The sequence below is a fragment of the Haloferula sp. A504 genome (genome assembly GCF_044385805.1).
GTDB lineage: Bacteria > Verrucomicrobiota > Verrucomicrobiia > Verrucomicrobiales > Akkermansiaceae > Haloferula.
The window spans coordinates 31,237-54,992 of sequence record NZ_JBISBU010000036.1; the positions used below are offsets into that span (position 1 = coordinate 31,237).

General features: G+C 63.4%; 17 protein-coding genes. 11 read left to right on the top strand and 6 right to left on the bottom strand.

Annotated features, from left to right (window positions below):
* Nucleotides 1-14: 14 nt before the first annotated feature.
* The 5 genes from ACG2LG_RS15685 to ACG2LG_RS15705 all read left to right on the top strand — a co-directional run bounded on the left by ACG2LG_RS15685 (nucleotide 15) and on the right by ACG2LG_RS15705 (nucleotide 3,861).
* Nucleotides 15-1,373 (top strand): DUF4340 domain-containing protein, encoded by a 1,359-nt coding sequence (locus ACG2LG_RS15685; RefSeq protein ID WP_396260527.1) that lies wholly within the window; start codon nucleotides 15-17, stop codon nucleotides 1,371-1,373.
* A gap of 99 nt (nucleotides 1,374-1,472) precedes the next feature.
* Nucleotides 1,473-3,056 (top strand): NAD(P)/FAD-dependent oxidoreductase, encoded by a 1,584-nt coding sequence (locus tag ACG2LG_RS15690; protein WP_396260529.1) that lies wholly within the window; start codon nucleotides 1,473-1,475, stop codon nucleotides 3,054-3,056.
* A 46-nt stretch (nucleotides 3,057-3,102) separates the two neighbouring features.
* Nucleotides 3,103-3,345 carry a type II toxin-antitoxin system Phd/YefM family antitoxin gene (locus ACG2LG_RS15695; RefSeq protein WP_396260530.1) on the top strand — a complete coding sequence of 81 codons (243 nt, stop codon included), beginning with the start codon at nucleotides 3,103-3,105 and terminating at the stop codon, nucleotides 3,343-3,345.
* Between the two features lie 90 nt (nucleotides 3,346-3,435).
* The gene (locus ACG2LG_RS15700) at nucleotides 3,436-3,645 is read left to right on the top strand and encodes an addiction module protein (RefSeq protein WP_396260532.1); all 210 of its coding nucleotides are present in this window, start codon (nucleotides 3,436-3,438) and stop codon (nucleotides 3,643-3,645) included.
* A 3-nt stretch (nucleotides 3,646-3,648) separates the two neighbouring features.
* A complete protein-coding gene (locus ACG2LG_RS15705; protein ID WP_396260533.1) occupies nucleotides 3,649-3,861 on the top strand; it encodes a hypothetical protein in 213 nt (70 codons plus the stop codon).
* A 115-nt stretch (nucleotides 3,862-3,976) separates the two neighbouring features.
* Here the strand turns inward: ACG2LG_RS15705 and ACG2LG_RS15710 are convergent, their stop codons facing one another.
* Genes ACG2LG_RS15710 through ACG2LG_RS15725 form a run of 4 tightly spaced genes read right to left on the bottom strand, consistent with a single transcriptional unit; the run spans nucleotide 3,977 to nucleotide 7,914 of the window.
* Nucleotides 3,977-4,906, bottom strand: coding sequence for a DUF6807 family protein (locus ACG2LG_RS15710; protein ID WP_396260535.1), 930 nt, complete (start codon nucleotides 4,904-4,906; stop codon nucleotides 3,977-3,979).
* 4 nt (nucleotides 4,907-4,910) lie between these two features.
* Nucleotides 4,911-6,233, bottom strand: coding sequence for a Gfo/Idh/MocA family protein (locus ACG2LG_RS15715; RefSeq protein ID WP_396260536.1), 1,323 nt, complete (start codon nucleotides 6,231-6,233; stop codon nucleotides 4,911-4,913).
* Between the two features lie 27 nt (nucleotides 6,234-6,260).
* Nucleotides 6,261-7,103, bottom strand: coding sequence for a sugar phosphate isomerase/epimerase family protein (locus ACG2LG_RS15720; protein WP_396260537.1), 843 nt, complete (start codon nucleotides 7,101-7,103; stop codon nucleotides 6,261-6,263).
* A 4-nt stretch (nucleotides 7,104-7,107) separates the two neighbouring features.
* The gene (locus tag ACG2LG_RS15725; protein ID WP_396260539.1) at nucleotides 7,108-7,914 is read right to left on the bottom strand and encodes a ThuA domain-containing protein; all 807 of its coding nucleotides are present in this window, start codon (nucleotides 7,912-7,914) and stop codon (nucleotides 7,108-7,110) included.
* A 72-nt stretch (nucleotides 7,915-7,986) separates the two neighbouring features.
* On the opposite strand from ACG2LG_RS15725, the gene ACG2LG_RS15730 reads away from it, so the two are divergent.
* Nucleotides 7,987-8,991, top strand: coding sequence for an AraC family transcriptional regulator (locus tag ACG2LG_RS15730; protein WP_396260542.1), 1,005 nt, complete (start codon nucleotides 7,987-7,989; stop codon nucleotides 8,989-8,991).
* A 97-nt stretch (nucleotides 8,992-9,088) separates the two neighbouring features.
* Here the strand turns inward: ACG2LG_RS15730 and ACG2LG_RS15735 are convergent, their stop codons facing one another.
* Together ACG2LG_RS15735 and ACG2LG_RS15740 are read right to left on the bottom strand one after the other, a co-directional pair.
* A complete protein-coding gene (locus tag ACG2LG_RS15735; protein ID WP_396260544.1) occupies nucleotides 9,089-9,457 on the bottom strand; it encodes a hypothetical protein in 369 nt (122 codons plus the stop codon).
* A gap of 4 nt (nucleotides 9,458-9,461) precedes the next feature.
* Complete coding sequence (locus tag ACG2LG_RS15740; protein ID WP_396260546.1) at nucleotides 9,462-11,438, bottom strand: tyrosine-type recombinase/integrase; 1,977 nt, start codon at nucleotides 11,436-11,438, stop codon at nucleotides 9,462-9,464.
* Nucleotides 11,439-11,709: 271 nt separating this feature from the next.
* On the opposite strand from ACG2LG_RS15740, the gene ACG2LG_RS15745 reads away from it, so the two are divergent.
* From ACG2LG_RS15745 to ACG2LG_RS15765, 5 genes are all read left to right on the top strand, one after another.
* On the top strand, nucleotides 11,710-12,402 hold the full coding sequence (locus tag ACG2LG_RS15745; protein WP_396260548.1) for a DUF1573 domain-containing protein: 693 nt from the start codon (nucleotides 11,710-11,712) through the stop codon (nucleotides 12,400-12,402).
* Nucleotides 12,399-13,361 carry a hypothetical protein gene (locus tag ACG2LG_RS15750; RefSeq protein WP_396260549.1) on the top strand — a complete coding sequence of 321 codons (963 nt, stop codon included), beginning with the start codon at nucleotides 12,399-12,401 and terminating at the stop codon, nucleotides 13,359-13,361. Before ACG2LG_RS15745 ends, ACG2LG_RS15750 begins: the two co-directional genes overlap by 4 nt.
* A gap of 20 nt (nucleotides 13,362-13,381) precedes the next feature.
* Nucleotides 13,382-17,383 (top strand): PA14 domain-containing protein, encoded by a 4,002-nt coding sequence (locus tag ACG2LG_RS15755; protein ID WP_396260551.1) that lies wholly within the window; start codon nucleotides 13,382-13,384, stop codon nucleotides 17,381-17,383.
* 611 nt (nucleotides 17,384-17,994) lie between these two features.
* Nucleotides 17,995-23,007, top strand: a complete 5,013-nt coding sequence (locus tag ACG2LG_RS15760) for an RHS repeat-associated core domain-containing protein (RefSeq protein WP_396260553.1) — start codon at nucleotides 17,995-17,997, stop codon at nucleotides 23,005-23,007.
* A gap of 22 nt (nucleotides 23,008-23,029) precedes the next feature.
* The gene (locus ACG2LG_RS15765; RefSeq protein ID WP_396260554.1) at nucleotides 23,030-23,641 is read left to right on the top strand and encodes a hypothetical protein; all 612 of its coding nucleotides are present in this window, start codon (nucleotides 23,030-23,032) and stop codon (nucleotides 23,639-23,641) included.
* The last annotated feature ends 115 nt before the right edge of the window (nucleotides 23,642-23,756 follow it).

The following is a 23,756-nucleotide window of genomic DNA, read 5'->3' on the forward strand; positions in this document are numbered from 1 at the left end:
CCATCCGCAAGACCATGAACAAAAAGCAAGTCATCGTCCTCTGGATCGTCGCCGCGGCCCTCGTCGCCGCCCTCGCGATCGTCAATTCCTCGAAGTCCGACGGCTATCAGAGCACCACCGAGCGCGAACGGGGTGAAACCCTGCTCGCGGACTTCAAGCCGACCGAGGTCGCCGCCATGACCATCACCGGCGCCGAAGACTCGGTGAGCTTGAAGCGCACCGATGGTCAGTGGGTTGTCAGCAACCGCGACGACTACCCGGCCAACGTCAGCGACGTCAACCAACTCCTCCGCACGATCGCGGAGGTCAAGGTCACCCAGGGCATCGAGGCCGACCCCGAGTTTGCCCCGCGTTTCGGCATGGACCCCGAGGCGGAGGAAGCGGACGAGCACGGCATCGACCTGGTTCTCTCCAACGATGCCGGCACCGAACTCGCCCGCCTCAGCTTCGGCAAGAACACCGAGGGTGCCGCCAACCCCATGAGTCCCTTCGGCGGCGGCGGCGCCACCGGGCGCTTCGTCCGCAACCATGCCGACACCTCCGGCATCTACGTCACCAGCGAACTGTTCCCCATGCTTTCGGCCGAGCCCAGCTCGTGGCTCGACGAGGACTTCCTGCGGGTCGAGAAGATCCAGTCGATCACCCTGAGCAAGCCGGGCAATGAGAACACCACCGAGTGGAAGCTCACCCGCGTGGACGAAGACGGCGATTTCGAGTTCGAAGGCCGGAAGGACAACGAGGAACTCGACACCGCCGCCACCAATCCGCTGAAAAACCTCTTCTCCTACGCCCGCTTCGAGGATCTGGTCCCGGCCGATGAAGTCGAGGCGGCCTGGCTCAAGCCGCAGCGTCAGCAGGCGGTGATCGAGACGTTCGAGGGCTTCACCTACAACGTGACCTTCGGCCCCGAGGACGGCAGCGAGGATTACCTGCTGAACGTCGTCGTGACCGCCGACATCCCCGACGAGCGCAAGCCCGCCGAGGACGAGACCGAGGAGCAGGCCAAGGACGCCCAGGAAGCCTTCGAGACCCGGAAGAAGGAACTCGAGGAGAAGCTGGAAGTCGCCAAGCAACTCGAGGGACGCACCTTCCGCGTGACCAAGTTCACCGTCGATGCCCTGCTCAAGGACCGCACCGGACTGATCAAGTCGGCACCTCCCGCCGACTCCGCCTCGCCTGGAAATGCCGGAACTCCCGGAAACGGCGGCGTACCGCCCATGCTCCAACCCACCAACCCGACCCCCGCCCCCGCCCGCCGCCCTGCACAGGCGGTCACTCCGCCGATCGCCATCCCGCCACTTCCGGAAGAAGGGGACGATGGAGAAGAGACCGGCGACGAAGACCAGGACGGGAACGCCGGGGATTCCGAATGACCCACCCAAGGCCCGCCGGACCGGCGGGCCTTTTCTCTTCCTCCGCCAAACGCACTCCCGCTTGCGCCCTTGGCGATGGGGCCTAAGATGGTGTCCGTCATGGTAGCGCCCGCCGAGATGCCCCCCACCGACTACGATCTTGTCATCATCGGAGGCTCCTTCTCCGCGTCGTCACTCGCGTTGCTGCTCAAGCGGACCCGTCCCGAAACGCGCATTCTCCTGCTGGAGAAGACCGAGGTGTTCGATCGCAAGATCGGCGAATCCACTTCGGAAGTGTCGGGATGCTTCCTCACCAAGGTGCTCGGGTTCTCCCACTACCTCTCCCGGGAGCACTTCCAGAAGCACGGACTGCGCATGTGGTTCAACTCCGGCGACAACGACTGCCCCAACGCGTGCACCGAGATCGGCCCCTTCTCCCAGGCGCGTTTCCCGACCTACCAGCTCGATCGCTCGAAACTCGACCAGCACATGCTGGAGACCGCCGTCGGGGAAGGCTGCGAGCTGATCAGGCCCGCCACCGTGAAGAGCTTCGAACTCGGGGGCGCCGGCAACAACACGCTGACCTTCAAGGCCGACGGCGAGACCCGCACCATCCGGGCCGACTGGGTGGCCGATTGCTCCGGCAAGGCCGCCATGATCGGCCGCAAGCGCGGCACCATCCGGTCGCTCGACGCCCATCCCGTTCACTCGATGTGGGTCCGGTTCCGCAATGTCCGCGACATCGACTCCAACGAGGCCCGCCAACTCGCTCCCGCCCTCAAGGACGGTCCGGCGGTCTCCCGCGGCAGCGCGACGAACCACCTGATGGGCCGCGGTTGGTGGTCATGGATCATCCCCCTTTCGAACGGCGAGTTCTCCGCCGGAGTCACCTGGGACGAGCGGCTTTTCACCCCGCCCTCCGAGGGCCCGGTCGGCCAGCGCGTGCTCGAGCACCTCAAGACCCACCCGATCGGACGCCTGATGTTCGAGCATGCCGAGCCGGTGGAGTACGATGCGCGGATCTACAAGAACCTGCCCTACTACTCGACCGAGGTTTGTGGCGACGGATGGGTCTGTGCCGGCGATGCCGCCGGTTTCATGGATCCCCTCTACTCGCAGGGCCTCGACTACTGCGCCCATGGGAGTTACGCCGCCCACAAGATCATCCTCAAGGCCCTGGGGGGCGACTGCGTGAAGATGGATCTCGCGCATCACAACAAGCAGTTCGGACAATCGTACCACCGCTGGTTCAACGCGCTCTACCGGAACAAATACCAGTATCTCGGCGATGCCGACCTGATGCGCGCGGCCTTCCACCTCGATATCGGCACCTACTTCATCGGCCCGGTGCAGCTGGTCTACCGCCTCACCGACCGCGAGTTCTCGAAGATGCCCTACGACGGCCCGATCGGGGCGGGATTCGCCCGCTTCATGGCCTTCTACAACCGCCGCTTCGAGCGCCTTGCCCGCAAGCGCATCGCCAACGGCACCTACGGCCGCCACAACCTCAACGAGCGGATGTACATCAAGATCTCCTTCGTCGGCGGCCCGAAGGTCATGGGCCACATCCTGCGCGGGATCCGCACCTGGCTCTGGCTGGAGCTCAGAAACGCCTTCACCCGGCCGATCGACGAACTGCCGGAGCCGAAGGGAAAAATGCCCGCCACCACGATGCCCGCCACCGCCGGGCAGGCCACCGTGTAGCGATCCGTGCGACGGGTTCGTCATTGACCCACCTTTTGGGTCACACATGAAACGAACCAGCATTCGCGAACTCAAGCACGAGACCCGCAAGGTCCTGGCGCGGGTCGAGTCCGGTGAGACCATCGAAGTGCGGCGTCGCAATCAACCCGTGGCGGTCCTCTCCCCGGCCGGGCGTCGCGGACCGGTGGAGAAGCCCGATTTCGCCGCCCGCTTGAGGGGGATCTACGGGGACCAAGTGCTGGAATCCACGGCAACGGATCTGGTTCACGACGCCAGGGGCGACCGATGACTACCTACGCGGACACGGGTTTCTATCTTTTCCGCTCGGCGCGCGGCCATAAAGGCGGTGCGGGTCCGCAACATTAACGGTAATGCGCTCATGAAACTGAAGGAGATTCAGGAGAGCGCCCTCGAACTCCCCGATTCCGATCGAGCCGCCCTCGCAGCGGAACTTCTTGGCTCGCTACCGGCTGTGCTTGTGGAAGATGACGACGGACTTGCGGAAGCCCGGCGGCGCTCAAGGGAACTCGACGAGGACCCTGCTGCCGGACGCACTTGGGAAGAGATCAAGCAGGGCTTGGGGCGCTGATCCATGCAGGTCATCTACCACCGCTGGGTCCAGAAGGATCTCAGTGCAGCGATCTCCTACTACGAGTCGGAGGGGGGCACAAAGCTCGGGAATCGTTTTTTTGAGGAAGCGGAGGCAACTGCGGCAAAGGTCATTGAGAACCCGCGTAGGTTCCACTTTGTTGAGGAGGGAGATATCCGCAGGCGGGCTTCCCTCAGATCGTTCCCTTACCACTGAATTTTCGAAGAGAACCAGTCCCTCCTACGATTTCTGGTGCTGCGTCACGACAAGCGTCATCCAAGCTTTGGTCTTCGTCGTCGCCAGGTGCTGACGGGTGAAAGAAACGGTCAATCTACTCCCCGTCCGCCTCATCACCACCAGCCTCGCGCGCACAACGCGCCGCGTCCCAGCGACCGTCGTGGACCATCACCTGATAGACATGGGTAAAGGACTCGCCTTTCCCCATCTTCAACGGTTCCTCCTGAAGCAGCGCCGAATTGGCATACCAGAAGGGCAGGTCCGGGCGACCGGTGACATACCAGCTCGGGGGATGGCGCGGATTGCCCGCATCGTCGACGATGAGCAATCCGGCGGGCCGGCCTTCGATTGAACCCGAGACGTTCACCCAGTCCGAATGCTCCCGGTGGGCGGCCCCGTCCCGCCGGCCTTCGCTGTCGAGAAAACCCACCGCCTTGAAATCCTTCGCGCCACGCCAGGAAAATCCGCCGTAGCCGCCCCAGTCGCGCCCTCCGGGTTCGCCGGGCGGTGGCGTGCGATCCAGCACCACCTCCGCCAGCGCCGTGGTCTTGATCCGCCACTCGACCTTCACACCGGCATCCCCGGTCGGCCGGGTGATCTCGATCGTGACCCGGTCCTCGAGCACCGCCGACCCTTCCGGATCGGGATGGGAAAGCTCGCGGTAGCGAATCGTGGCCATGGCGCCGTCCGGACCGACCTCGATCGACGGATCGTGGATCTCGTTGCGGCCCTGTTGCCGAAACTCCTTGTCGGTCTCCCAGAAGTTCACGCCGTTGATCTTCTTCCACGAAAACCACAGGCCGTAGTGCCAGATGTGATCCGGCGGCGACACCCACACGGTATTGCGCCCGTCCGCCGTCGCGAGGATGTCGAAGTGGGGATCGCGCGGTGCGGCATCGAGCACGAACCGGGCGATCTTCCCGTCGTCCCCGCCCAGCTCAACCGAACGGTTGCCGTCCTGTTTCCAGACCGGCTCCGCGGCCACCAGCGGACAAACGAGCAAGGCCAGCGCAAAGGCTTTCATGACATCAGCTCTGGCGCCAATCCCCGCGGATCTCCGTGCTCATCTTCCCGTTGAGCGACTCCGGGGAAACGATGCGGTAACCCTTCGGATCCCACACAACTTCCTCGCCCGCCTCGATCGCCATGATCGAAAGGTGGCTCAAGGCATCCGAGCGGACCGCCTCGCCGATCGGCCCGACCGAGGGCGCACGCTCGCGCACGGTGTCGATGAAGCCGTGGTAGTAGTTCGGTCGGTAGTGCACGCGGCGGTCCCCCTCGCACTGGCGCATCCGCAGCCACTCGGGATTGCTGGCCTGGGCCGAGCCGCGGCTGAGGCTGACCCAACCCTCGCTGCCGATGAAGGTCGTGCCGTCGCCCGGAATCTTGTCGAGATAGCCACCCGCCAACTTCTGCTTCAGGTCGCTGCTGACAAAGCGCATCGCCACCTTGCCGCCGAAGTCGATCTCGACGTCCCAATTCGTGCAGGCGTTGAAAAGATCCGTCTTCGGCGGAAACTTGCCCCCGCCCTTGAACTTCACCGGACCCTGCTGGTCGTAGTCGAGACCCCACACCGCGAAATCGAGCGGATGGGCACCCCAGCCGGCGATGAACCCGAGCGCGTAGTCGCGGCAGAACCACGACCCCTTGCTGGTGATCCGGTCCTTGGTGCAGGGCTTCAACGGAGCGGGTCCGAGATAGAGGTCGTAGTCGAGGCCCTCCGGCACCGGGATCTCCTCGGTCGAGCCTCCACCCTGCCCTGCCGGTGCCCAGACGTGGACTTCCTTCAGTTCGCCGATGTAGCCGTTGAGCACCAGCTCGATCCCCCGCTTTGTGATCTCCTGGCTCCGCTGCTGGGTCCCATACTGGAAAATCACGTCGTGTTTCCGGATCGCGGCCTCCATCGCGCGGTTCTGCTCCAGCGTGTAGCCCAGCGGCTTCTCGAAATAGATGTCCTTCCCCGCGCTCGCAGCTTCAAGGCCGATCGGCACGTGCCAGTGGTCCGGCGTGGCGAGCACCACCGCATCGATCGAGTCGTCCGCCAGTAGTTCGCGGAAGTCGTTGTAGAGCTTGGGTGCCTCGCCCTGCGCCTCCTTGATCATCCCCGCCGCCCGTTCGCGACGTTCGGCGTAGGGATCGCACACCGCCACCGAGCGCGCACGCTTGGCGGAGACGAAGTTCCTCAACAATGCGGTCCCCCGCCCACCGACCCCGATGTGGCCAAGGCAGATCTGATTCGAAGGCGCGGTGTCCGAGGCCAGCAAACGGCTCGGGACGATCATCGGCGTGACGCCGGCAGAGAGGATGCCCCCGAGGAACCGGCGGCGGCTGGTGGAGATGTGCGTTTTCATGGGAAGTCGAATGAAGGTGGCAAGAGATCAGGCGGACCATTCGCGCAGGCGCTCGGCGGAAACCTTCACGGCTTCCTCACCGGCAATCTCAAGGGTGGTCGGGCCATCGAAACCGGTGGCCAGCAGCTCCTTGACGATGGCCTCGATGCCCACGATCCCGTCCCCGAGCGGAATGAGACCCATGCCACAACCGAAGACCTTGCCACGCTGCGGCAGCCATTCCTCGGGCATGTCCTTCCAATGGACGTGCTTGATGCGCGAGCCGAAGGTTTTCACGAACTCCAGCGGGTCACCACCGCCGAGCCACGAGTTGCCGGTATCGAGGTTGATGCCGACCGTTTCCTCGTGGCCCAGCGCCTCGAGGATGCGCGTCATGCCCTCGACCGTGTCGGTCAGGATCCCATGCGGCTCGAGCAGCAACTCAATGCCAAACTGCTCGGCCCAGCGGATCGGTTCGTGAAGCTTCTCGCGGATGCTGAAAAGGCGCTGCTCGTCACTCAGGGCATGCCCGAAATCGGTCTTCGGATCCCCCTCGGTGGTGATGACCTGTTTCACCCCGAGGAAGTGGGCCAGCTTGATCGCCTTGATGATCTGCGCCGTGCCGTAGCGGTCGGGCGCGGTCGGATCGAGCAGGTTGGCATGGGCGCACACACTGGTCAGCGTGAGGTCGAACTCACGGACCATGTCGAGGATGGTCGTCGGATGCGAGTCGAGGCTGAACGAGGCCGAGAAGCCATACTCGGTGCCGAGTGTGGCACCGTCGTGGTTGTCGGTGAGGTCGGCGAAGTCGAAGCCCATCTCGCGGATCAGCTCGAACTGCCGCCGCATGGGCGAGAAGGGTTGGATGAGGGCGAAGCAGCCGATTTTCATGGGTTCACGGGGTTGATGTTGTGGTGGATGAGGCGTCTTCCCGGGTGACCGGCCAATTCGCGGCCGGAGGGATGGTGACTTTTCCGGTCGCGGCCCACTCGGTGCCGCGCAGCAGCAGGGTTTCCCAGGCGGCATTCCGCATGACCGCCGCGTCGTGACCGAGGAACAGCGCGAAGCCCCGCCCTCCCCCGTACTCGGTGCAAAAGATGACCGGTTGCGGCTTCCCGCTGCCGCCATGGCCCGGGTCCGGGGTCACCCGGGCCAGCGACCGGGCACCCGGCGCCACCGCGATCCGTTCCCAGAATTCATCGCGGATCCAGAACGGCTCAAGGCCCCCGGTGATCGGACAATCCGAATCAGTGAAGGTCACCTGACTGAGGTGGATGCCGCCGTGGCGGGTGGCACCATTCTTCCAAGTGCCGCAGGCCAGGGTGTGAAACTCCGGCCAGTTGTAAAACATCGAGCTGCCCGCGTGGATGATCACCAGTCCCATGCCCTTCTCGACCCGCTCGAGGAAAGCCTGCCGGGTCGCCGCCGGCCATTCCTTCCGCTCGGGCGCGTTCTTGCCGTAGGTGTTGAAATTGCTGAGCACCACCGCATAGCCCGCGAAAGCCCCGGAGCCCATCTCCATCACGCGTTCCTCGACCTCGACCTCGAAGCGCCCGCTCTTCTCAAGTGCCGCCACGATCACCGGCGTCGTGCGCTTCCAGTCGTGGTTGTTGGCCCCGCTCAAGACCAGCACCCGTTCCTTTCCCGCCACCACGCCGACTCCCGCCAGCGCCAGCGTCAGGCAGAAACGCAGGCCGATCATGCATCACTGTTTACGCCGTCCACCGACCCGGGTCTTGCAAACCTCGTCACTGGTAAATATTGCACATCTGACATGAGGCGTCGCAGCGGGTTTTCGAAAGACAGCGAGGACTTCCGCGTGGACACCTGCGAGCCGCTGAAGCGAGCCGCCACCAGCGGGGACGTCCGTCTTGAGGCGCTGGGCCGCGGCAGCTATCCCGGGCAACGGCTGCCGGATGACGACCTGCCCGAGCTGCGCATGGTCGGCTGGTGGGACGCCCACACCGCCCAGAACTGGGGGCTCGACTGGCACTGCAACGAGGGCATCGAAATCGGCTACCTCTCCGCCGGTCGCCTGCCCTTTGCCGTGGGAGACCGTACCCTCGAGGTCGTGCCCGGTGGAGTCACGATCACCCGTCCGTGGCAGCGGCATCGCGTCGGGGATCCGACCGTGCCGGCCTGCCACTACTCGTGGCTCATCCTCGACCTCGGTGTCTGCCGCCCGAACCAACCGTGGCAATGGCCGGCCTGGGTGCTGCTTTCCCCGGCCGTCCTCAACCGGCTCACCGACACGCTGCGCCACAACGAGCAACCGGTGTGGCAGGCCGACGCCGAACTCGGCCTTTGCTTCGCCCGCCTCGACCAGGCCGTCGGCAGCGGTACCGGCGAGGCCAATCTCACCCGGCTGAAAATTCTCATTAACGACCTGCTCCTGCGGCTGGCCGAACTGCTGGAATCCAACCGCCCGGCCCTCGACCGCAAGCTGTCCGGCAGCGAACGGACCGTGCGCCTGTTCATCGAGGCCCTCGACGACCGCCTCGACGAGCCCTGGACACTCGAATCGATGGCCGAAGCCTGCGGCCTCGGTCGCACGCGATTCGCCGCCTACTGCCGCAGGATCACCAATGGATCGCCGGTCGAACACCTCACCGCCCGCCGCCTGCGCAAGGCCGCCGAGTTGCTCGCCAACCAACCCACCCTTCCCGTCACCGAAATCGCCTTCCGCTGCGGCTTCCAGTCGAGCCAGTACTTCGCGCGGGTCTTCCGGCATCGCTACGGCCATCCCCCGAGCCGCTTCCGCGATCAGCCCCACAGCTGAATGACGGACACGGAGTTGCTTTGCAGCGGCCGGAAGTTCAAAAAGTGCTGCGGACCGTAACCCTCAGGCTCCGGTCCCCGATTCAACAACCCTCCTCCTACCCATCTGTGAAGGTCAGAATTTCACTTCCAGACTCAGGTGCTACGGTCCCAGTTGCCATTGGTGACCACCTTCCGTCCCTTTGAAGGACACTGGCAACAAACTTTGTAAAATCCTCGACTCCAACAAAAAGGAGGTCGTCCCCGCTTGAGATAGTGGAGGTCTTGTCCCCAATCTGAAACTTTAGATCAACGGAGGATCTGTTTTTGACGAGCACGTCGCCGGTTGGCGAAGAAGGAGCCGGGTCTAGCCGCGCCTGTGCCCTTAGCAATCCATGATCCACTCCGCCATCGACATCCACCTCAAATCTCTTGCAAGAAGCGACAACCAAAAAGAGAGCGAGTATGTAGGAAAACTCAACCTTCATCGGTTCAGAATTGAAAACACCATGATTTGCCCATCTGCCGAACGAATCGATACGTCACAACACGACGTGTCCGTTTCCAAAGCGCACGATCAATCGCGTTTACCGAAGCTTGTCGGGCCTTTGCTTCGGCATTGCAGCGAAAGTCGAGCGTCCAAAACACCGCATCGTAACAATCCGTGCAGTTCGCTGAAGCTGCAGGCGCAGAGGCAGGCTGACAATAGTTTGTGTAGACACTTTTCACCCCTCCAGGAATGGCCCGACCAGTCGCTGAAAGAGTGCGGATGGTGATTTCACACCTGCCACAACCATAACAGCAGCTGTAGAGACCGATGTAATCGACAAGATTTACCCCGTTATTGAGGTTGAACACGTATAGTGGCTCTTCACCTCGATTTGTGAGGTCCATCTCCTCAACAAGGCCTCCGACAGACAGATTAAATCCAAGCTCCTCGATGGGATCTCTTGATGGCCACCTTCCGGTCGCGGGGTTGTAATAGCGGTAACCGTAATACGTCACACGCATGCTTCGGTCGGCCTTGCCCATTTCGGGCAAGTCGCTAACGGTTAGAGAGATAGAGTTTGTGACTTCGCCTGCCGGGCTTGGTGGGCGTTTGGGGAGCCCGACCGGTCTGGCCGCGGGTGGGTCGTCCTCGGGCGGTGTCTGCGATGCCGGGACGGCGACGCGCTCCCGCTCCGGGGCGGGTGGCGCGGGTCGCCTCTGAAGCATGGCCGACATGATGCGAGGCGTTAGCATTCGGGAGCGTTCGGGACCAGTCAATTCGGCCCCGGTGTCCGGTCCGGAAGGCTCGGTTGGCTCGGTTGGCTCGGTTGGCTCGGTTGGCTCGGTTGGCTCGGTTGGCTCGGTTGGTGGCGGGCAGGGCGGTGGCGGGCAGGGCGGCGGCGGGGCCTCGCCGGGTTCCTCTCCCTCGGGCGGGGCGGCGGGAAAGGTCGGCACGTGTCCCGGCCCCCCTCCCGGGCCGCCGTGGGGATGGCAGCGGGTGTGGATGTCGCGCAGGGCGTCGATGTGGACGTGGGTGTAGATCTGGGTGGTTTCCATGCGCTCGTGGCCGAGCATTTCCTGGACGTAACGGATGTCCGCCCCGCCGCGGTGCATGTCGGTGGCGCAGCTGTGGCGGAAGAGGTGGCAGGCGCCGGGCTTGTCGATGCCGCAGCGCTTCAGCTGCTGTTTTACCCAGTTGCCGAGCCAGGCGGGGGTGAGGCGGGTGCCGTAGCCGCTCAGGAACAGGGCGGTCTCGCCGGGCAGGTGGGCGAAGTGCGGGCGGACGTCCCGCAGGAAGAGCTCGAGCCATTCGGCGGCGCGCTCGCCGACGGGCAGCAGGCGGGCCTTGCCGAACTTGCCCTTGCGGACGTGCAAGGTGCGGGCGTGCGGGTCGTAGTCGCCGTGGTCGAGGCCGGTCATTTCGCTGCGGCGCAGGCCGGTGGCGTAGAAGAGTTCGAGGATGGCGCGGTCGCGCAGGCCGAAGGGGCTGGTGAGGTCAGGCAGGGCGAGGAGCGCCTCGATTTCGGCGGGAGCGAGGGATTTGGGGAGTTTGCGGGCCTGCTTGCGGGGCAGGTCGAGGTCGGCGGCGGGATTGGCGGGGATATGGCCGTCGCGGCAAAGACGGGCGAAGAAGCGGCGGACGCAGCCGAGGCGGGCAAGCTGGGTGTTGATGCCGAGCGCCTGGCCGGTGCGGGGGCTGCGGTAGCGGTGGAGGAAGAGTTGGTAGTCTTCGAGGTGGGCGCGGGTGAGGGCGGCGGGGTCGTGGAGGCGCTCGGCGGCGGCCCATTGGCTGAACTGCCGCAGCGCCCAGCGGTGGGTGTCGATGGTGGCTGCGGAGCGGTTGAGGGCGGCGAGGCGGTCGAGGAAGTGTTCGACCTGAGCGGCGATGCCACGAGGTGTGGCGGGCGGAGGCGCGGGGCGTCCGCCCTTGGTTCTGCCCTGCATGCCGTGGAGATTGCGGAGTCCGGGTTTTCCTGCCATGGCCGAAGGCATCGATGCCGTGAATGCGCATGCCAAGACTGATTGCTGGACGGTGACAAAGATGACACGAAATGATTGCTTCCATGCCATGCTTTATCCTTGTGTCTTGAAGAAGGGAAAGTGTAACTCGATGAGGCTTGAACGTCTGAATTGATGATAAGTGATCGTTTGGCATCGACTTCAACGCTACGGCTGAACGGTCAGCGGTCAGCGGTCAGCGGTCAGCGGTCAGCGGTCAGCCTGCGGGCTTGTTAGGGAGAGGAGGTTCGGCTTGAGGGCGACGTCCCTCGGACTGGTGGCGGGTGCCACCCTTGCGTTGGCGCTTGCGGGGAAGGCGGTGGCATCCGGGGTGAGGTTTGAGTCGAAGGTGGTGCGTCTCACGGTCCAGCCGGATGCGATCAATGAACCGCTTCAGTGGAAGTGCACGAACGGCACCGAGATTCCGCTGGTGGTCGAGCGTTTCGAGCAAGGCTGTGGATGTCTTGCCGGAGCGGTCCGGGATGTGGAGATCGCTCCGGGGAAAACCGGAGCCATCGAGGCGAAGTTCACTCCCGGACCGTATCGGGGACTCGTCCGCAAGTCGTTGCATGTGAGGTTCGTGGGCTTCGAGAAGCCCGTCGAGCTGGTGGCCGAGGTGACGATTCCTTCGACCGTCGAGCTGTCAGCCCGGGATCTGCTCTGGGAGGCGGACGATCGCTCTTCCAAGGTCATCGAGATCGAGGCGGGCACGAAGACCGACTTTCGGATCACCGGGCTGGTCGGCGTGGAGGAAAGTCAGTTCAAGCTGGAGCAGGAAATCCTTGTCGCCGGACGCCATTACCGGTTGAGCCTGACCCCTCAGGATGGGGTATCGCCCGGGCATCATGTGCTCCAGGTGCGCACCGACAGCCCGGATCGCCGCGATCAGGTGCTGGCCGTCTTTCTCAAGGTGGAAGCTCCCTCCGGAAAGGAGGGTGCGTCGTGAGACCGCCGCTCAAGGCCTCGAAGACGAGTCGGCGTCTGCTGCTGACGGGTGGCTTGCTGGTCATTGCGGGAATCGTCGCCGTGCTCCGTCAATGGCCTGCCGACCCTCCGCCCGCAGCGGCACGCGCGACGATCGCGCAGACCGATCCGGGCCTGGATCTCGAAGACCCGCAGCCGTCCTTTGCGCTCCTGCGCCACGTTGCGGAAACCGGCGGGGACGAGGTGACGCGTGAGCTGGCGGTTGTCTGGCTCGACGCTCAGGCCCGCCGTCGGGTGGCGCTTTCGCCCTCCTACGAAAAGTGGCTGCTGGCGATGCTGCGCGACGGAGGTCACGCGGACTGGCCGTCCGAGTTCCGCTTCTGGATCTACAACTCCGCCTTCAACAACCTGCAATACGGAAACGACCCGAAGGCCTTCACCCAACTGCTTCGCGATCTCGCGCTCAACGCCCCCGAGCGGACGATGCGTCTCTATGCGCTGCAGCACCTCGGGCTCCAGCGCTTGGGAGGCCAGCTTGCGGATGAGCTTGGCGACCAGGTGGAGGCGGATCTGAGGCAGCTTGCCGCCGCCACCGATGGCGAAGTTGCAGGCACCGCGGTGGCGCTTCTCACGCAATGGGATGGCGAGGACGCACCGGCCCGTGGCGGTTCCATTGAGCGGGCCCTTGAGATCGCAGAGGACTCCGGTCGTCCCATCGATGTCCGGGTGACGGCGCTTCACGCCGCCGGTGCCAGTGCGCTGCCTCTTGCCCGGCGTCTTTCGACCGATCAGGGACAACCCATCCCGGTCCGCAAGGCGGCGATCGCCTGCATCGGGCACCACGGCACCGGGGCCGACTGCGCCGAACTCGAGGAATTGTCTGGCGAAAGCTCGCGCCTCGCCCAGGCGGCCGATCCCGCCCTGCGCTCGATCCGCCATCGGATATCCAACCCGGACGCTCCCGAACCCGTTCCGTTCTGAACTCCCAAGCCTCCTTCGCCATGAAATACCGCCCGATGATCGCCGCCCTGCTCGCAGGTGGCCAGATGTCACTTTGCACCATCGCCCACGCGACCATCACGGCGGACGGGAATGCATCGTGGACGCGCACCAATTCCCCCGGGACGTATGATGCTTCGGCTTCCGACAAGCTGGTGGTCGTCGTCTCCGGCGAGCACAATTTTTCCGGGAATCTAACAGGAGACTGCACGGGAGTCACCTACAACGGGCAAGCCTTGACGCTTGGCGTCAAGCAACTGCCTGTGGCCATCGGCTCGGGTGGCCACGGTCAGACCCATTCGTCGGTTTGGTATCTCGATGATCCGGGCAACCATTCCGGAGCCGGCACCATCAACGTCACCTGCGTCGGCAACAACTGGGTTGCCACCGCGATCGGACTTTCCGGCACGGCCTCGGGGATTGGCTCGACCGCCAAGGTCTCGGCCGCCTCGACGGTCCCGCTGGGGACCTCGGACTACGGCTCGATGGTCATCTCGGCCCTCGGCATGGGAGGAAACGGCAACACCGCAACCCCCTTGCCGGGGGTGACGGCGAATTCCCCCTCGCAGGCGGTCACGCTTGCCGGCATTCGCATCTCGACCTGGGCCGGGCACGCGGTGGCGGCCTCGACCATCAACTACGTGTCGTCCAACAACTTCGGTTTCAACACCGCGAAAACGGATGTCACCACGGTTGCGGCGGAGTTCAAGGCGGCGAACCCGCCGGTTCCGGTGGGACCGGTCCCGACGGCGCTGGATGTCGTGCCGGGCGAGTCGGTCATGCTGACGTGGACCAACCTGCTGCCCGGCTCCGGGAACGACGTGTGGGTGGATGTCTGGATCGGCCCCGATGCCAACAGCCTCGTCAAGCTCGTCGATGCGGATCCGGATGGTCTGAACCTCACCTCGTTCCTCTACACGGCTCCATCCGAGGGGACTTATCACGGCCGGATCGATTCCTACCTGATGGGCTCGCCCACCGGCACGCCGCATCAAGGTGAACCTTTTACCTTCGAGGTCAGTGACGAGGGCATCCTGGTCGAGACCTGGCTCGGATTGCGACCTCTCTCCTCGCTCGAACTTCTCCAGCAGGAAGGCATCTCGCTTCGCTCTCCGGATCAAGCGAGCCGGGTGGTCGCCTCCGGCGTGGCCGGTGTCGCCGCGCCCGCCGGTGTGAGAATCCGGGGACTGCTCACTCCGGACGTCACGGGCGACTATCTCTTCCATGTGGCCGGATCGCAGAACGCCGCGCTGTGGCTTTCCGCGGATGACTCGCGGTTCGGCAAGCAGCGCATCGCGTGGAATCTGGGACCGACCGATCCCCAGGAGTGGGACAAATTCGGCACGCAAACCTCCGCTGCCATCCCCCTCCAGGCCGGGGTCTCCTACTACATCGAGGCCCAGCTCATGAATGGCGCGGGAATCGGGCACCTCGACCTCGGCTGGACCCCGCCCGGCGGATCCTCACCGGAGTCGATCCCCACCAGCGCCCTGAGCTACCCGGTGGTCGATTCCGACGACCTGAATGACAACAACCTTCCCGACTCCTGGGAGGCATCGACCGGACTTGATCAGTCCGGCCTGCCCGGCGCCCTGTCCCAGTATGGCGACCCGGATCAGGACGGCATCCCCAACCTCGCCGAGTATGCCTACAACTCCGACCCCCTGGCCGCCGAAGATCTCGGCAACGGCATCACGCGGGAAACCTGGACCGCCGATGGCATCTCCGGCGGGGCGGTGTCCGTGCTGACCTCCAGTCCGATCTTCCACGACCTCCCGAATGAAACCATCCACGCGCCGGGCGTGGATGACGCGACCTTCGGGACCCAGTACGGCGTGCGATACCGTGGCTTCCTCGTGGCGCCGACGACCGGCCCCTACCGCTTCTGGATCACCGGCAATGACGAGGTCCAACTCTGGCTGGCCGATGCCACCGTGACGCCCCACGGCGAGTCGCAGGCCCGTGCGGATCGATTCGGCAAGCACCTCGTGGCCTACAACGAAGCGATCAGCACCTCCTATGATTGGGGCGCTCCTTACGAGTTCGACCGCACGCTCTCCCAGCGCAGCGCGGTGACCCAGCTTGTGGCCGGCCAGCCGTACTACATCGAAGTCCTCCACAAGCAGGGCTGGAGCAATGCCAGCGGCGACGCCCACGTTTCCCTCGCCTGGCAGGCGCCAGGTCAGGCCCGGGAAGTCATTCCCGCCTCCGCCTTCCTCGGCAACCGTCCCAACCCCCTCGACCTCGATGACGACAACCTGCCGGACGCCTGGGAAAGCGCCAACGGCCTCGACCCGGCGGACAATGGACTCACCGATTCGACCCAGGGGGAATACGGCGACCCCGACGGCGACGGCCTGACCAACCTGGAGGAATACCACGCGGGCACCGATCCGTTGAATGCCGACACCGATGGCGACGGACTGTCCGACTCGGCCGAGTTGCGCCGTTATGGGACCGATCCCCACATCTCCAACAACCTCGACCCGGTCGCCATCACGCTGCCTCCGCTGGAGCAGTACACGGCCGCCACCGGTTCGTGGACCCTCAATGAAGACGACTCGCTCACCGCCGCCGAGCGCCGCGGCGAGATCACCTACAGCTTCGCCGTCACCGAAGCCGGCGTGCACGAGGTCATCGTGTCCGCCGCCCTGGTCACTCCCGATGACTGGATCACCCAGCCCATGCCACTGGTCCTTTCGCTGGATGACGATCCGCCCTTCGCCCGCGAAACCCTGAATGCCCGAAACGGCGATCCCGAGGAAATGCGCGCCATCACGCCCTGGCTTCCGGTGGGCAACCACACGCTGACCATTCTCCACGACAACTTCCAAGCCGACCGCCGCCTTCGCATCGAATCAGTGGTCGTCAATCGCCTCGGAGGCACCGACCTCGACCTCGATGGCATCCCCGACTGGGTCGAAACCAATGAAACCTCGGCCAACGCACTGACGCGCATTCCTTCCGCCAGCCGCACCTCGCCGGTGTCCATCGAGGGCATCACCCGTCAGCTCTCCAGCACCACGCTCAGCGTGCTCATGCCCGGAGCCCCAACGCCCAGCGACGTGCCGGTCAGCGAGTCCATCAACGATTCCTTTTTCGCCGACGTGCCACTCTCCGCCGATGGCGACGTCACCCTCGACGCCAGCTTCCTCGGTGGGGTGGTCACCGAAAGCCACACCATCACCTGGACGGCGACCAATCTCTTCGAGGGCTTCCCCGACGACACCCTGCACATCCGCGCAGGCGACTCACTCCTGCTGGATGCCTGGAGCGGCGCTTCCGCCGACGGCGGGGCCTTCACCGTCACCCTCGACGGCACCCTGCTCGAAGACGGCAACCAGAACACCAGCCACACCTCCGGGCAGCCTTTTGCAGCAGCCTTCGCCACCGCAGGGAGCTATAGCCTGGTGGCCACCCACGACGGCCAGACCGCGACGGTCACGCTGGAAGTCCACACCGCCGACTTCGGCGCATCGCACCTCGTCATGGCCCATCTTGTTCGGGAATGGACACCGACCGTCCTCGGGCCCGTCGCCCTGATTGAGGCCGACGACGCGGTCATCTTCACCGAAACCACGCCCGATCCGCAGGTCGATCCGCGCCGTTTCAACGTCCAGGTCGATACCGCCGGAAACCGTTATGTGATCGCCCGGCTTCCGGGCGACATCGACGGTGCTCCCTCCGCCATCCTCGCCCGCGGCACCGTCCACGGCTTCGATGTCGCCCGGGTCGATCAGACCCGGGATGCCCGGATCGTCCACCGTTACGACGACGGCACCTGGCTCATGCGCAGCACCGTGGTGGCAGTCAATTTGCCGGCGGGGATCATCATCCGGATGACGACCTTCGCCCAGGGAGCCCTCTTCACCAACGGCTCCACCATTCTTGATCTGCGGGCCGAGGACTTCGACGCCAACGGCATCGCTCATGTTTACTACGAATGGACGGGGACAGGCGATCCGACCCTGTGCCACCGGACCCAGCTCTTCATCGAACCATGAAGTCCGCGCCTCGTTCTCTCAACAATCACATCTTCTTCACTCCCATCCGACCTTTCGCCATGAAATCCGTCCGAACCCCGTTTCCGCGGTTCCACCGCCATGCTCTGGCTATCCTGGGTAGTGTGTTCCTCCTCCCCATCGCGGCTCAGGATACCGCCATCAGCGACAAGAACACCGATAATCCAGGGCTCAAGCGGTGCTGCGAATGCCTTGAGTTGCTCATCAACGGTGAGGACCCCGCCGTGCCTGATGCACCTCGTGAGGTGACGAAAGATGAAAATGGCAACTACAGCGTCTCAGTCACGGTTATTCACCGTGGACAGACCGGCGGCGATTGCGACTTCAAGATCGGTGTCAAGGTCTGGGCGGAGCCCGCAGACACCGGTCGAGAGGATCAGCTTCGAACCAGGCCGCTTTCACCCGGGGAGACTTTTCCGGTGACGTTTACTTTCAGCGCGGACCAAGCTGAAGAGTACGACAATTGGAAGATTCATCTGAGTTGTGAAGATGACTCGAGTTCTTCGACTCCCTCAAGCTCATCAGGGTCGGATAGCGGTATCTGTGAAAGCGGAAGTATTTCCCTGAAAGGCGGCTGCGATGCATGCACCGAAATGTGTCGATTCACAGGCGAGGTGCAGGCCAACCAGGACTCGTCAAACTTCACCGCGAGCATCCCCACCACCAATTCCTCGGGCGGCATGGCGAGTGGCGAACTGGTCTTCCGAGCGCCGGATGCCACCTTCCCGGGACGCGCGGGCCTTTTTGCCAACGTGCCTTCGAGTGTGACCGTCACCAAAGTCGGCGGACTCATCACCAAGGTCGAGAACGGGATCGTCACCATGGACGTGGCCGATGTCTCAGGCGAAGACGCCTTCACCATCACGCTGACCGACGACGCGACCAGCACCGTGATCCGCACCACCAAGTTGTCCGCGATCAATCCAGGCCCGGCGGGAGGGATTCGGATGGATTCGACGTTTGATGGCCAAACGATCCGATACGAACAGACCGAGGACCAGAATGGCGCGCGGGTTCTGGCACGCGGGGCGGTCGACGGCCAGACCTTCAATGCTTTGAGGCGTGAGACCCTGCTTGTCACCGAGCCGACTCCGGGAACCCGTGTTTATGATCGCATGATCGAGGAGCGGGCATCTGCCACCAGTGGATGGAGCACCGTCTCCGACGTGCTGACCACCTTCGAGAATCAGATCCACGGATGGGTGAAAACCCAGGAGGTCATGGATCCTGACACGGCGGCTCTCACCTCGACATGGACCTACTATCAGCCGGGAGAACCGACTGGCCCGGGCGCTTCCACGGAGGGACTCGGAGAGTTGAAGCAATACATCGGCTACGATGGGCGCCAGAGCTTCCACACCTACGGGCTCAATACCAGTAGCGTCGCCACCCCCTACGCCGGCGACCCGGCCGGCCGCGTGACGACCACGACTCGGAACCCCGGCAGCCGCACGCGGACCGTGGTGACCACCGTGGGTGGGAACACCGTCTCGAAGACCGTTACCACCTTCGGCACGAACACCCGCACCACCTCCGTTTACACTTCCTCCACCGCGCCACCATTGGTCACGACCACGGACTCGATGCCATCTGATGCCGACTTCGGAGGCATGCCGAAGCGAGTCCTCCGCCCCGACGGAACACTCGTCACCTACAGCTACTCCCGCAACGCCACGACCGGAGGCTACATCGCCACGATGGGGGAGGGTGCCCCCACCGACGGTGACGACACGACCGTATCCAGAGGCATGCGGACCATCACGACCTACAACTCCCGGGGCACGGTCATCCTGCGCCAAACCGAAGCGATTGGTTTTGGCACCGCCGACGGCGAGACCTTCGACACGATCGCGGTCACGGCAGTGGACGATCTTGGCCGACCGCTTACGACCATGCACTATCCGACTTCCGTGACGATTCTGGATGATCAGGTCCTGGCCAGCGGTGCCAAGTGGACGACAACCACCACCTACTCTTGCTGCGGCATCGAGTCGGAAACCGACAAATACGGCATCATCACCCGCCACGCCTACGACTCGCTGCGCCGCCGGATCAAGACCAACCGCATGGGCGTGACGACCGAGACGGTTTACAATGGCCTGACCACCGAGACCCACCGCTACGCCGAAACGGTGAGCGGAAGCCTCTCGGCGACCTTGGTTGATAACGACAGCAACCTGATCGGCAAGACCACACGCAACCTCGCAGGCACATCGATGACATCCTCCTCACCCGACCCGACCAGCGCGACGGCGGGTGATCTGGTCGATACGACAACCGTCACGACCTACCAGCCAGCGCCCGGACTCTCCAAACGGGTGGTCGTCACCGCCCCGGACAACTTCAGCCAGACCACCGACCATTACCTCGACGGCCGCACCTACCAAACCACCGGCGACCTCTCGCCGGAAATGCGCTACGCCTACGCCGTGAATGCCACCGGCCAGGCCACCAGCCGATCCTATCTGGATGGAGCCAATCTGCGTGAAACCACCACCACCCAGACGGACTGGGCCGGGCGCACCGTCGGCGTGACCTACGCGGATGCAGCCACTGCATCAATGGAATACAATGCCAAGGGGCAGATGGAGAAGTCCGTCGATCCCGACAATGTCACCACCTTGATGATCTACGATGACCGCGGAGAGCGCACCATTACCGCCATCGATCTCAACGCCAATGGCAGCATCGACCACGGCACCGACAGCATCAGCTTCAGCGACACCATTCCGGCTCTCGACGGCTCGGGCGATCCGGTCTGGCTCACCGTTTCGAAAGTCTGGCAGGACGGTGACACAAGCCCGACGGGCGGCACCGTCGTTTCGACCTCCACCCGCTCGCCCGACGGGCTCACCAGCACCACTCAATCGGTTGGGGTCGCGACTCCTGCCACCAGTGTGACGACCCTCTCCGGAGGTGGCGCGTGGACCATTCTGGCGACCCATCCCGATGGTTCGAACACCCTTCAGACCTACAGCGGAGGGCTCGCCGCATCCACCGTCTCACGCGACAGCGCCGATGCGCCGGTCGAGTCGATCACCTACGGCTACGACAACCTCAATCGTCCCACCACCGCCACCCACTCCCGCACCGGAACCACCACCACCGCCTACCTCTCGGCCACCTCCGATGTGGTCGCCTCAGTGACCGATTCCGGCACCCGCACCACCGCCTTCATTTACGATGTTCGCGGGCGGCGCACCGAGGTCGATGCCCCGGACACCCTCATCGCCGGCGGCACCAGCACCAACATCACGATCACCGCCTACAACCCCGACAGCACCGTCCAGGAAACCACCGGCGCCCAGACCTATCGCGTCACCTACGAGTACGACTACGCCGACCGCCGCAAGACCCTGACCACCTACGGCACGTCCACGGCCACCACCACCTGGACCTACAGCCCCACCCGCGGATTCATGACCCGCAAGGAATACGCCGACAGCGAAGGCACCGACTACACCTACACCGCCGCCGGTCGCCTCGAAACCCGCACCTGGGCGAGGGGCGTCATCACCACCTACGGCTATGACGACGGCGGACGCCTCGTCTCCACCGACTACTCCGACACCACCCCCGATCTGGTGATGACCTACGACGCCCTCAATCGCCAGAAGACCGTCACCCGCGGCGGCGTCCTCCATGCCAGCTACACATACGACCCCGCCGACCTCGTCCTCACATCCGAGCGCCAGCAGATCGACACCCTCAACCGCACCATTGAACGCGCCTACGACATCTATCAGCGTCCTACCGGCTACACCTTCGGCACCCCTGCCAGTGGCACGACCGTCCCGGTCGTGAATGTGGAAGGCAGTTCCACCTGGACCCGTGATTCCGCCGGACGCCTCGCCACCGTCACCGACGGCAGCAACGCGTTCACGTATGGCTACACCTACGAAGTCAACGGAGCCGGAAACCATCAAGGAGCCACCGCCGGCACCCTCTTCGAATCCACCATGCCCTTCACCCTCGATGGTCCCAAAGTCGACACCGCCCTCGAATACGACACCACCCGCAACGCCCTGCTCGGCCGCACCAACACCTACCCCGGAGGCAGTGGCACCCTCTCCGACTTCGCCTACAGCGTCAACGCCATCGGCCAGCGCGACGGACTGACCACCACCGGCGACGCCTTTTCCACCGGCCTCGACTGGAATTGGGCCTACAACATGCGCGGCGAGCTGGTGCAGGCCGACGATCAATCCACCGCTGGCAATGACCGGGCTTACGAGTTCGACGGCATCGGCAACCGCAAGAAGACCGTGGACGGCCTCCTCGGCGACCTCCCCACCACCGACAACTGGGCCGCCAACAGCCTCAACCAGTACACCGCCGTCTCCGGCTACACCCCCACTCCCGTCCACGACGACGACGGCAACCTCACCTCCGGCCCGCTGCCCGCGGCACCGAGCGCCACCTCCACCATGGTCTGGGACGGCGAGAACCGCCTTATCTCGGCGACCGTTGGCACGACCACCACGACCTACACCTATGACCACCTCAGCCGCCTGACCTCCGCGACGACCGGCGGCACCACCGTGCGCTACCTCTACGACGGCTGGAACCGCATCGCCGAATACAACGGCACCACCCAGATCGCCGCCTACCTCTGGGGTCTCGACCTCAGCGGCACGCCGCAAGGCGCAGGCGGCGTCGGCGGCCTGCTGGCGATTTCCGCCATTGCAAGCGGCTCGGTTACGGATACCTTCTACCCTGCCTACGATGGCAATGGCAACGTGAGCGAATACGTCAATGCAGCGGGCGCGGAAGTCGCCCATTTCGAATACGACCCCTTCGGCAACTTGACGCTGGATGCCGAGATGAACGCGGCCTCGTTCCCGTATCGCTTCTCCACCAAGCCTCAAGACGGAGTAACTGGACTTTATTACTACGGTTACCGTTGGTATGATCCCGTGACCGGCAAGTGGCCATCTAGGGATCCGATTGGGGAACGGGGTGGTGTGAACCTGTATGGATTTGCCTACAATTCCCCATCCTTCTCGGTAGATATTCTGGGACTATGTAAGTTTGTGGGTTGGGGGTATGAGCCTCTTGACTCGGAGTCCTTTGATGATGCGGAGCTGGAAAGGCTCAAGCGGCGGCTTGGGGAAGCTGCTGATGACGCCGGCTTATCCGAGGAGATTGGCGGCGAGCTGATGGATCGATTTGAGAAGGCGATCGAGAAGGCAAGAGAGTCGAACCCTCGGAAATACCGCCCGCGTTTGCCGACAGCTCAAGAAATTCTCCAAGGTTTTATCGAAGGAGCCCTTGAGAATGCGGGCAAGGATGCTGAGAATATGGCTCGCGAGGTTCTTAAAGAGTATAGAGACGAACTTGAGGATCACAAAGATGCTCTCCTTAAGCCTTCTGCTAAGATATACCTCAGGATTACTGTCAAGTGTTGCATTGATGAGGGCGGCGGGAAGCCGATTTACGGCCCTGAAGAGAGCGTATACTTTGGTAGGCGGCTATATGTTCGATATGACGGATGGACTGAGGCCGAAATGACACGGAATCCACGACCGCTACTTGATAAAGAAGGATTAGCATTCAAGTGGGCTTGTTACTATAAGTGCGGCCACGTTAAGCCGAATACGCGGTGATTCTGGATACATTGATCGTCTCATGAGGCTTGCAAAGATTATACTGGTTGCCTTGCTGGTCGGCATCGTTGGTGTTGTTGCGGTTACATTTGGTTTGAAGATTGGCGGAAAACCAGAGCCCGAACGCTCTATTTTGACGGTCCACAAGAGCAAGTCGAAGGCGCTGGTTCTGGAAGGGGAGCGGTCATTTCAAATTCATGCATCCGATTGGGGTGCCCTTGAGGTCGCTCTATCTATCGAAAGGCATGGTAGCAGGATCACTCTAGCTGGAAATGGGAGGGGATTGATGGAGATTACAAGGCTGAGCAACTTGGAAATTCCTCTTGATGAAAAGGGTTACTGGGATGCTATGTTGGGTGTTGGTGATGATCGAGGAGGTCGGGTGACCGCGCCCGAGATTGCCCGGCATCATTTTCCTGGGATAGTTTGGGCGAAGCACTTCCAGGGGAGGTATATTTCCGGATATATCTTGGGTTTTGAAAATGGAGATGTTTCAGGACGCCTATGGTACTACTACGAAAAATACTATGGTGACTTTAGTTTTCAACCCAATTCTCAGGAGCAAAAGCCGAACGCTGCGATCGCAGCCGATTTTCTGGAGGTCTTGGATAAGTCTAAGATTCGGCTGCGTTGACGGAATAGTTGCAGCCAACCGCATTGTCGGGGGTCAGTAGTACCAGAGCTTGGCAAGGGGTTTTTTGAAGGTCGTTTTGAGGGCGTCAGGGAGCGGATCGATCCGGGCGGGCCGG

Coding starts and splice junctions, on each gene's coding strand:
- ACG2LG_RS15705 (WP_396260533.1), top strand. CDS start 3,649: ATGCAGGTCATCTACCACCGCTGGGTCCAGAAGGATCTCAGTGCAGCG.
- ACG2LG_RS15735 (WP_396260544.1), bottom strand. CDS start 9,457: ATGAAGGTTGAGTTTTCCTACATACTCGCTCTCTTTTTGGTTGTCGCT.
- ACG2LG_RS15765 (WP_396260554.1), top strand. CDS start 23,030: ATGAGGCTTGCAAAGATTATACTGGTTGCCTTGCTGGTCGGCATCGTT.
- ACG2LG_RS15760 (WP_396260553.1), top strand. CDS start 17,995: ATGTGTCGATTCACAGGCGAGGTGCAGGCCAACCAGGACTCGTCAAAC.
- ACG2LG_RS15690 (WP_396260529.1), top strand. CDS start 1,473: ATGGTAGCGCCCGCCGAGATGCCCCCCACCGACTACGATCTTGTCATC.
- ACG2LG_RS15755 (WP_396260551.1), top strand. CDS start 13,382: ATGAAATACCGCCCGATGATCGCCGCCCTGCTCGCAGGTGGCCAGATG.
- ACG2LG_RS15695 (WP_396260530.1), top strand. CDS start 3,103: ATGAAACGAACCAGCATTCGCGAACTCAAGCACGAGACCCGCAAGGTC.
- ACG2LG_RS15700 (WP_396260532.1), top strand. CDS start 3,436: ATGAAACTGAAGGAGATTCAGGAGAGCGCCCTCGAACTCCCCGATTCC.
- ACG2LG_RS15730 (WP_396260542.1), top strand. CDS start 7,987: ATGAGGCGTCGCAGCGGGTTTTCGAAAGACAGCGAGGACTTCCGCGTG.
- ACG2LG_RS15710 (WP_396260535.1), bottom strand. CDS start 4,906: ATGAAAGCCTTTGCGCTGGCCTTGCTCGTTTGTCCGCTGGTGGCCGCG.
- ACG2LG_RS15715 (WP_396260536.1), bottom strand. CDS start 6,233: ATGAAAACGCACATCTCCACCAGCCGCCGCCGGTTCCTCGGGGGCATC.
- ACG2LG_RS15720 (WP_396260537.1), bottom strand. CDS start 7,103: ATGAAAATCGGCTGCTTCGCCCTCATCCAACCCTTCTCGCCCATGCGG.
- ACG2LG_RS15725 (WP_396260539.1), bottom strand. CDS start 7,914: ATGATCGGCCTGCGTTTCTGCCTGACGCTGGCGCTGGCGGGAGTCGGC.
- ACG2LG_RS15740 (WP_396260546.1), bottom strand. CDS start 11,438: ATGGCAGGAAAACCCGGACTCCGCAATCTCCACGGCATGCAGGGCAGA.
- ACG2LG_RS15685 (WP_396260527.1), top strand. CDS start 15: ATGAACAAAAAGCAAGTCATCGTCCTCTGGATCGTCGCCGCGGCCCTC.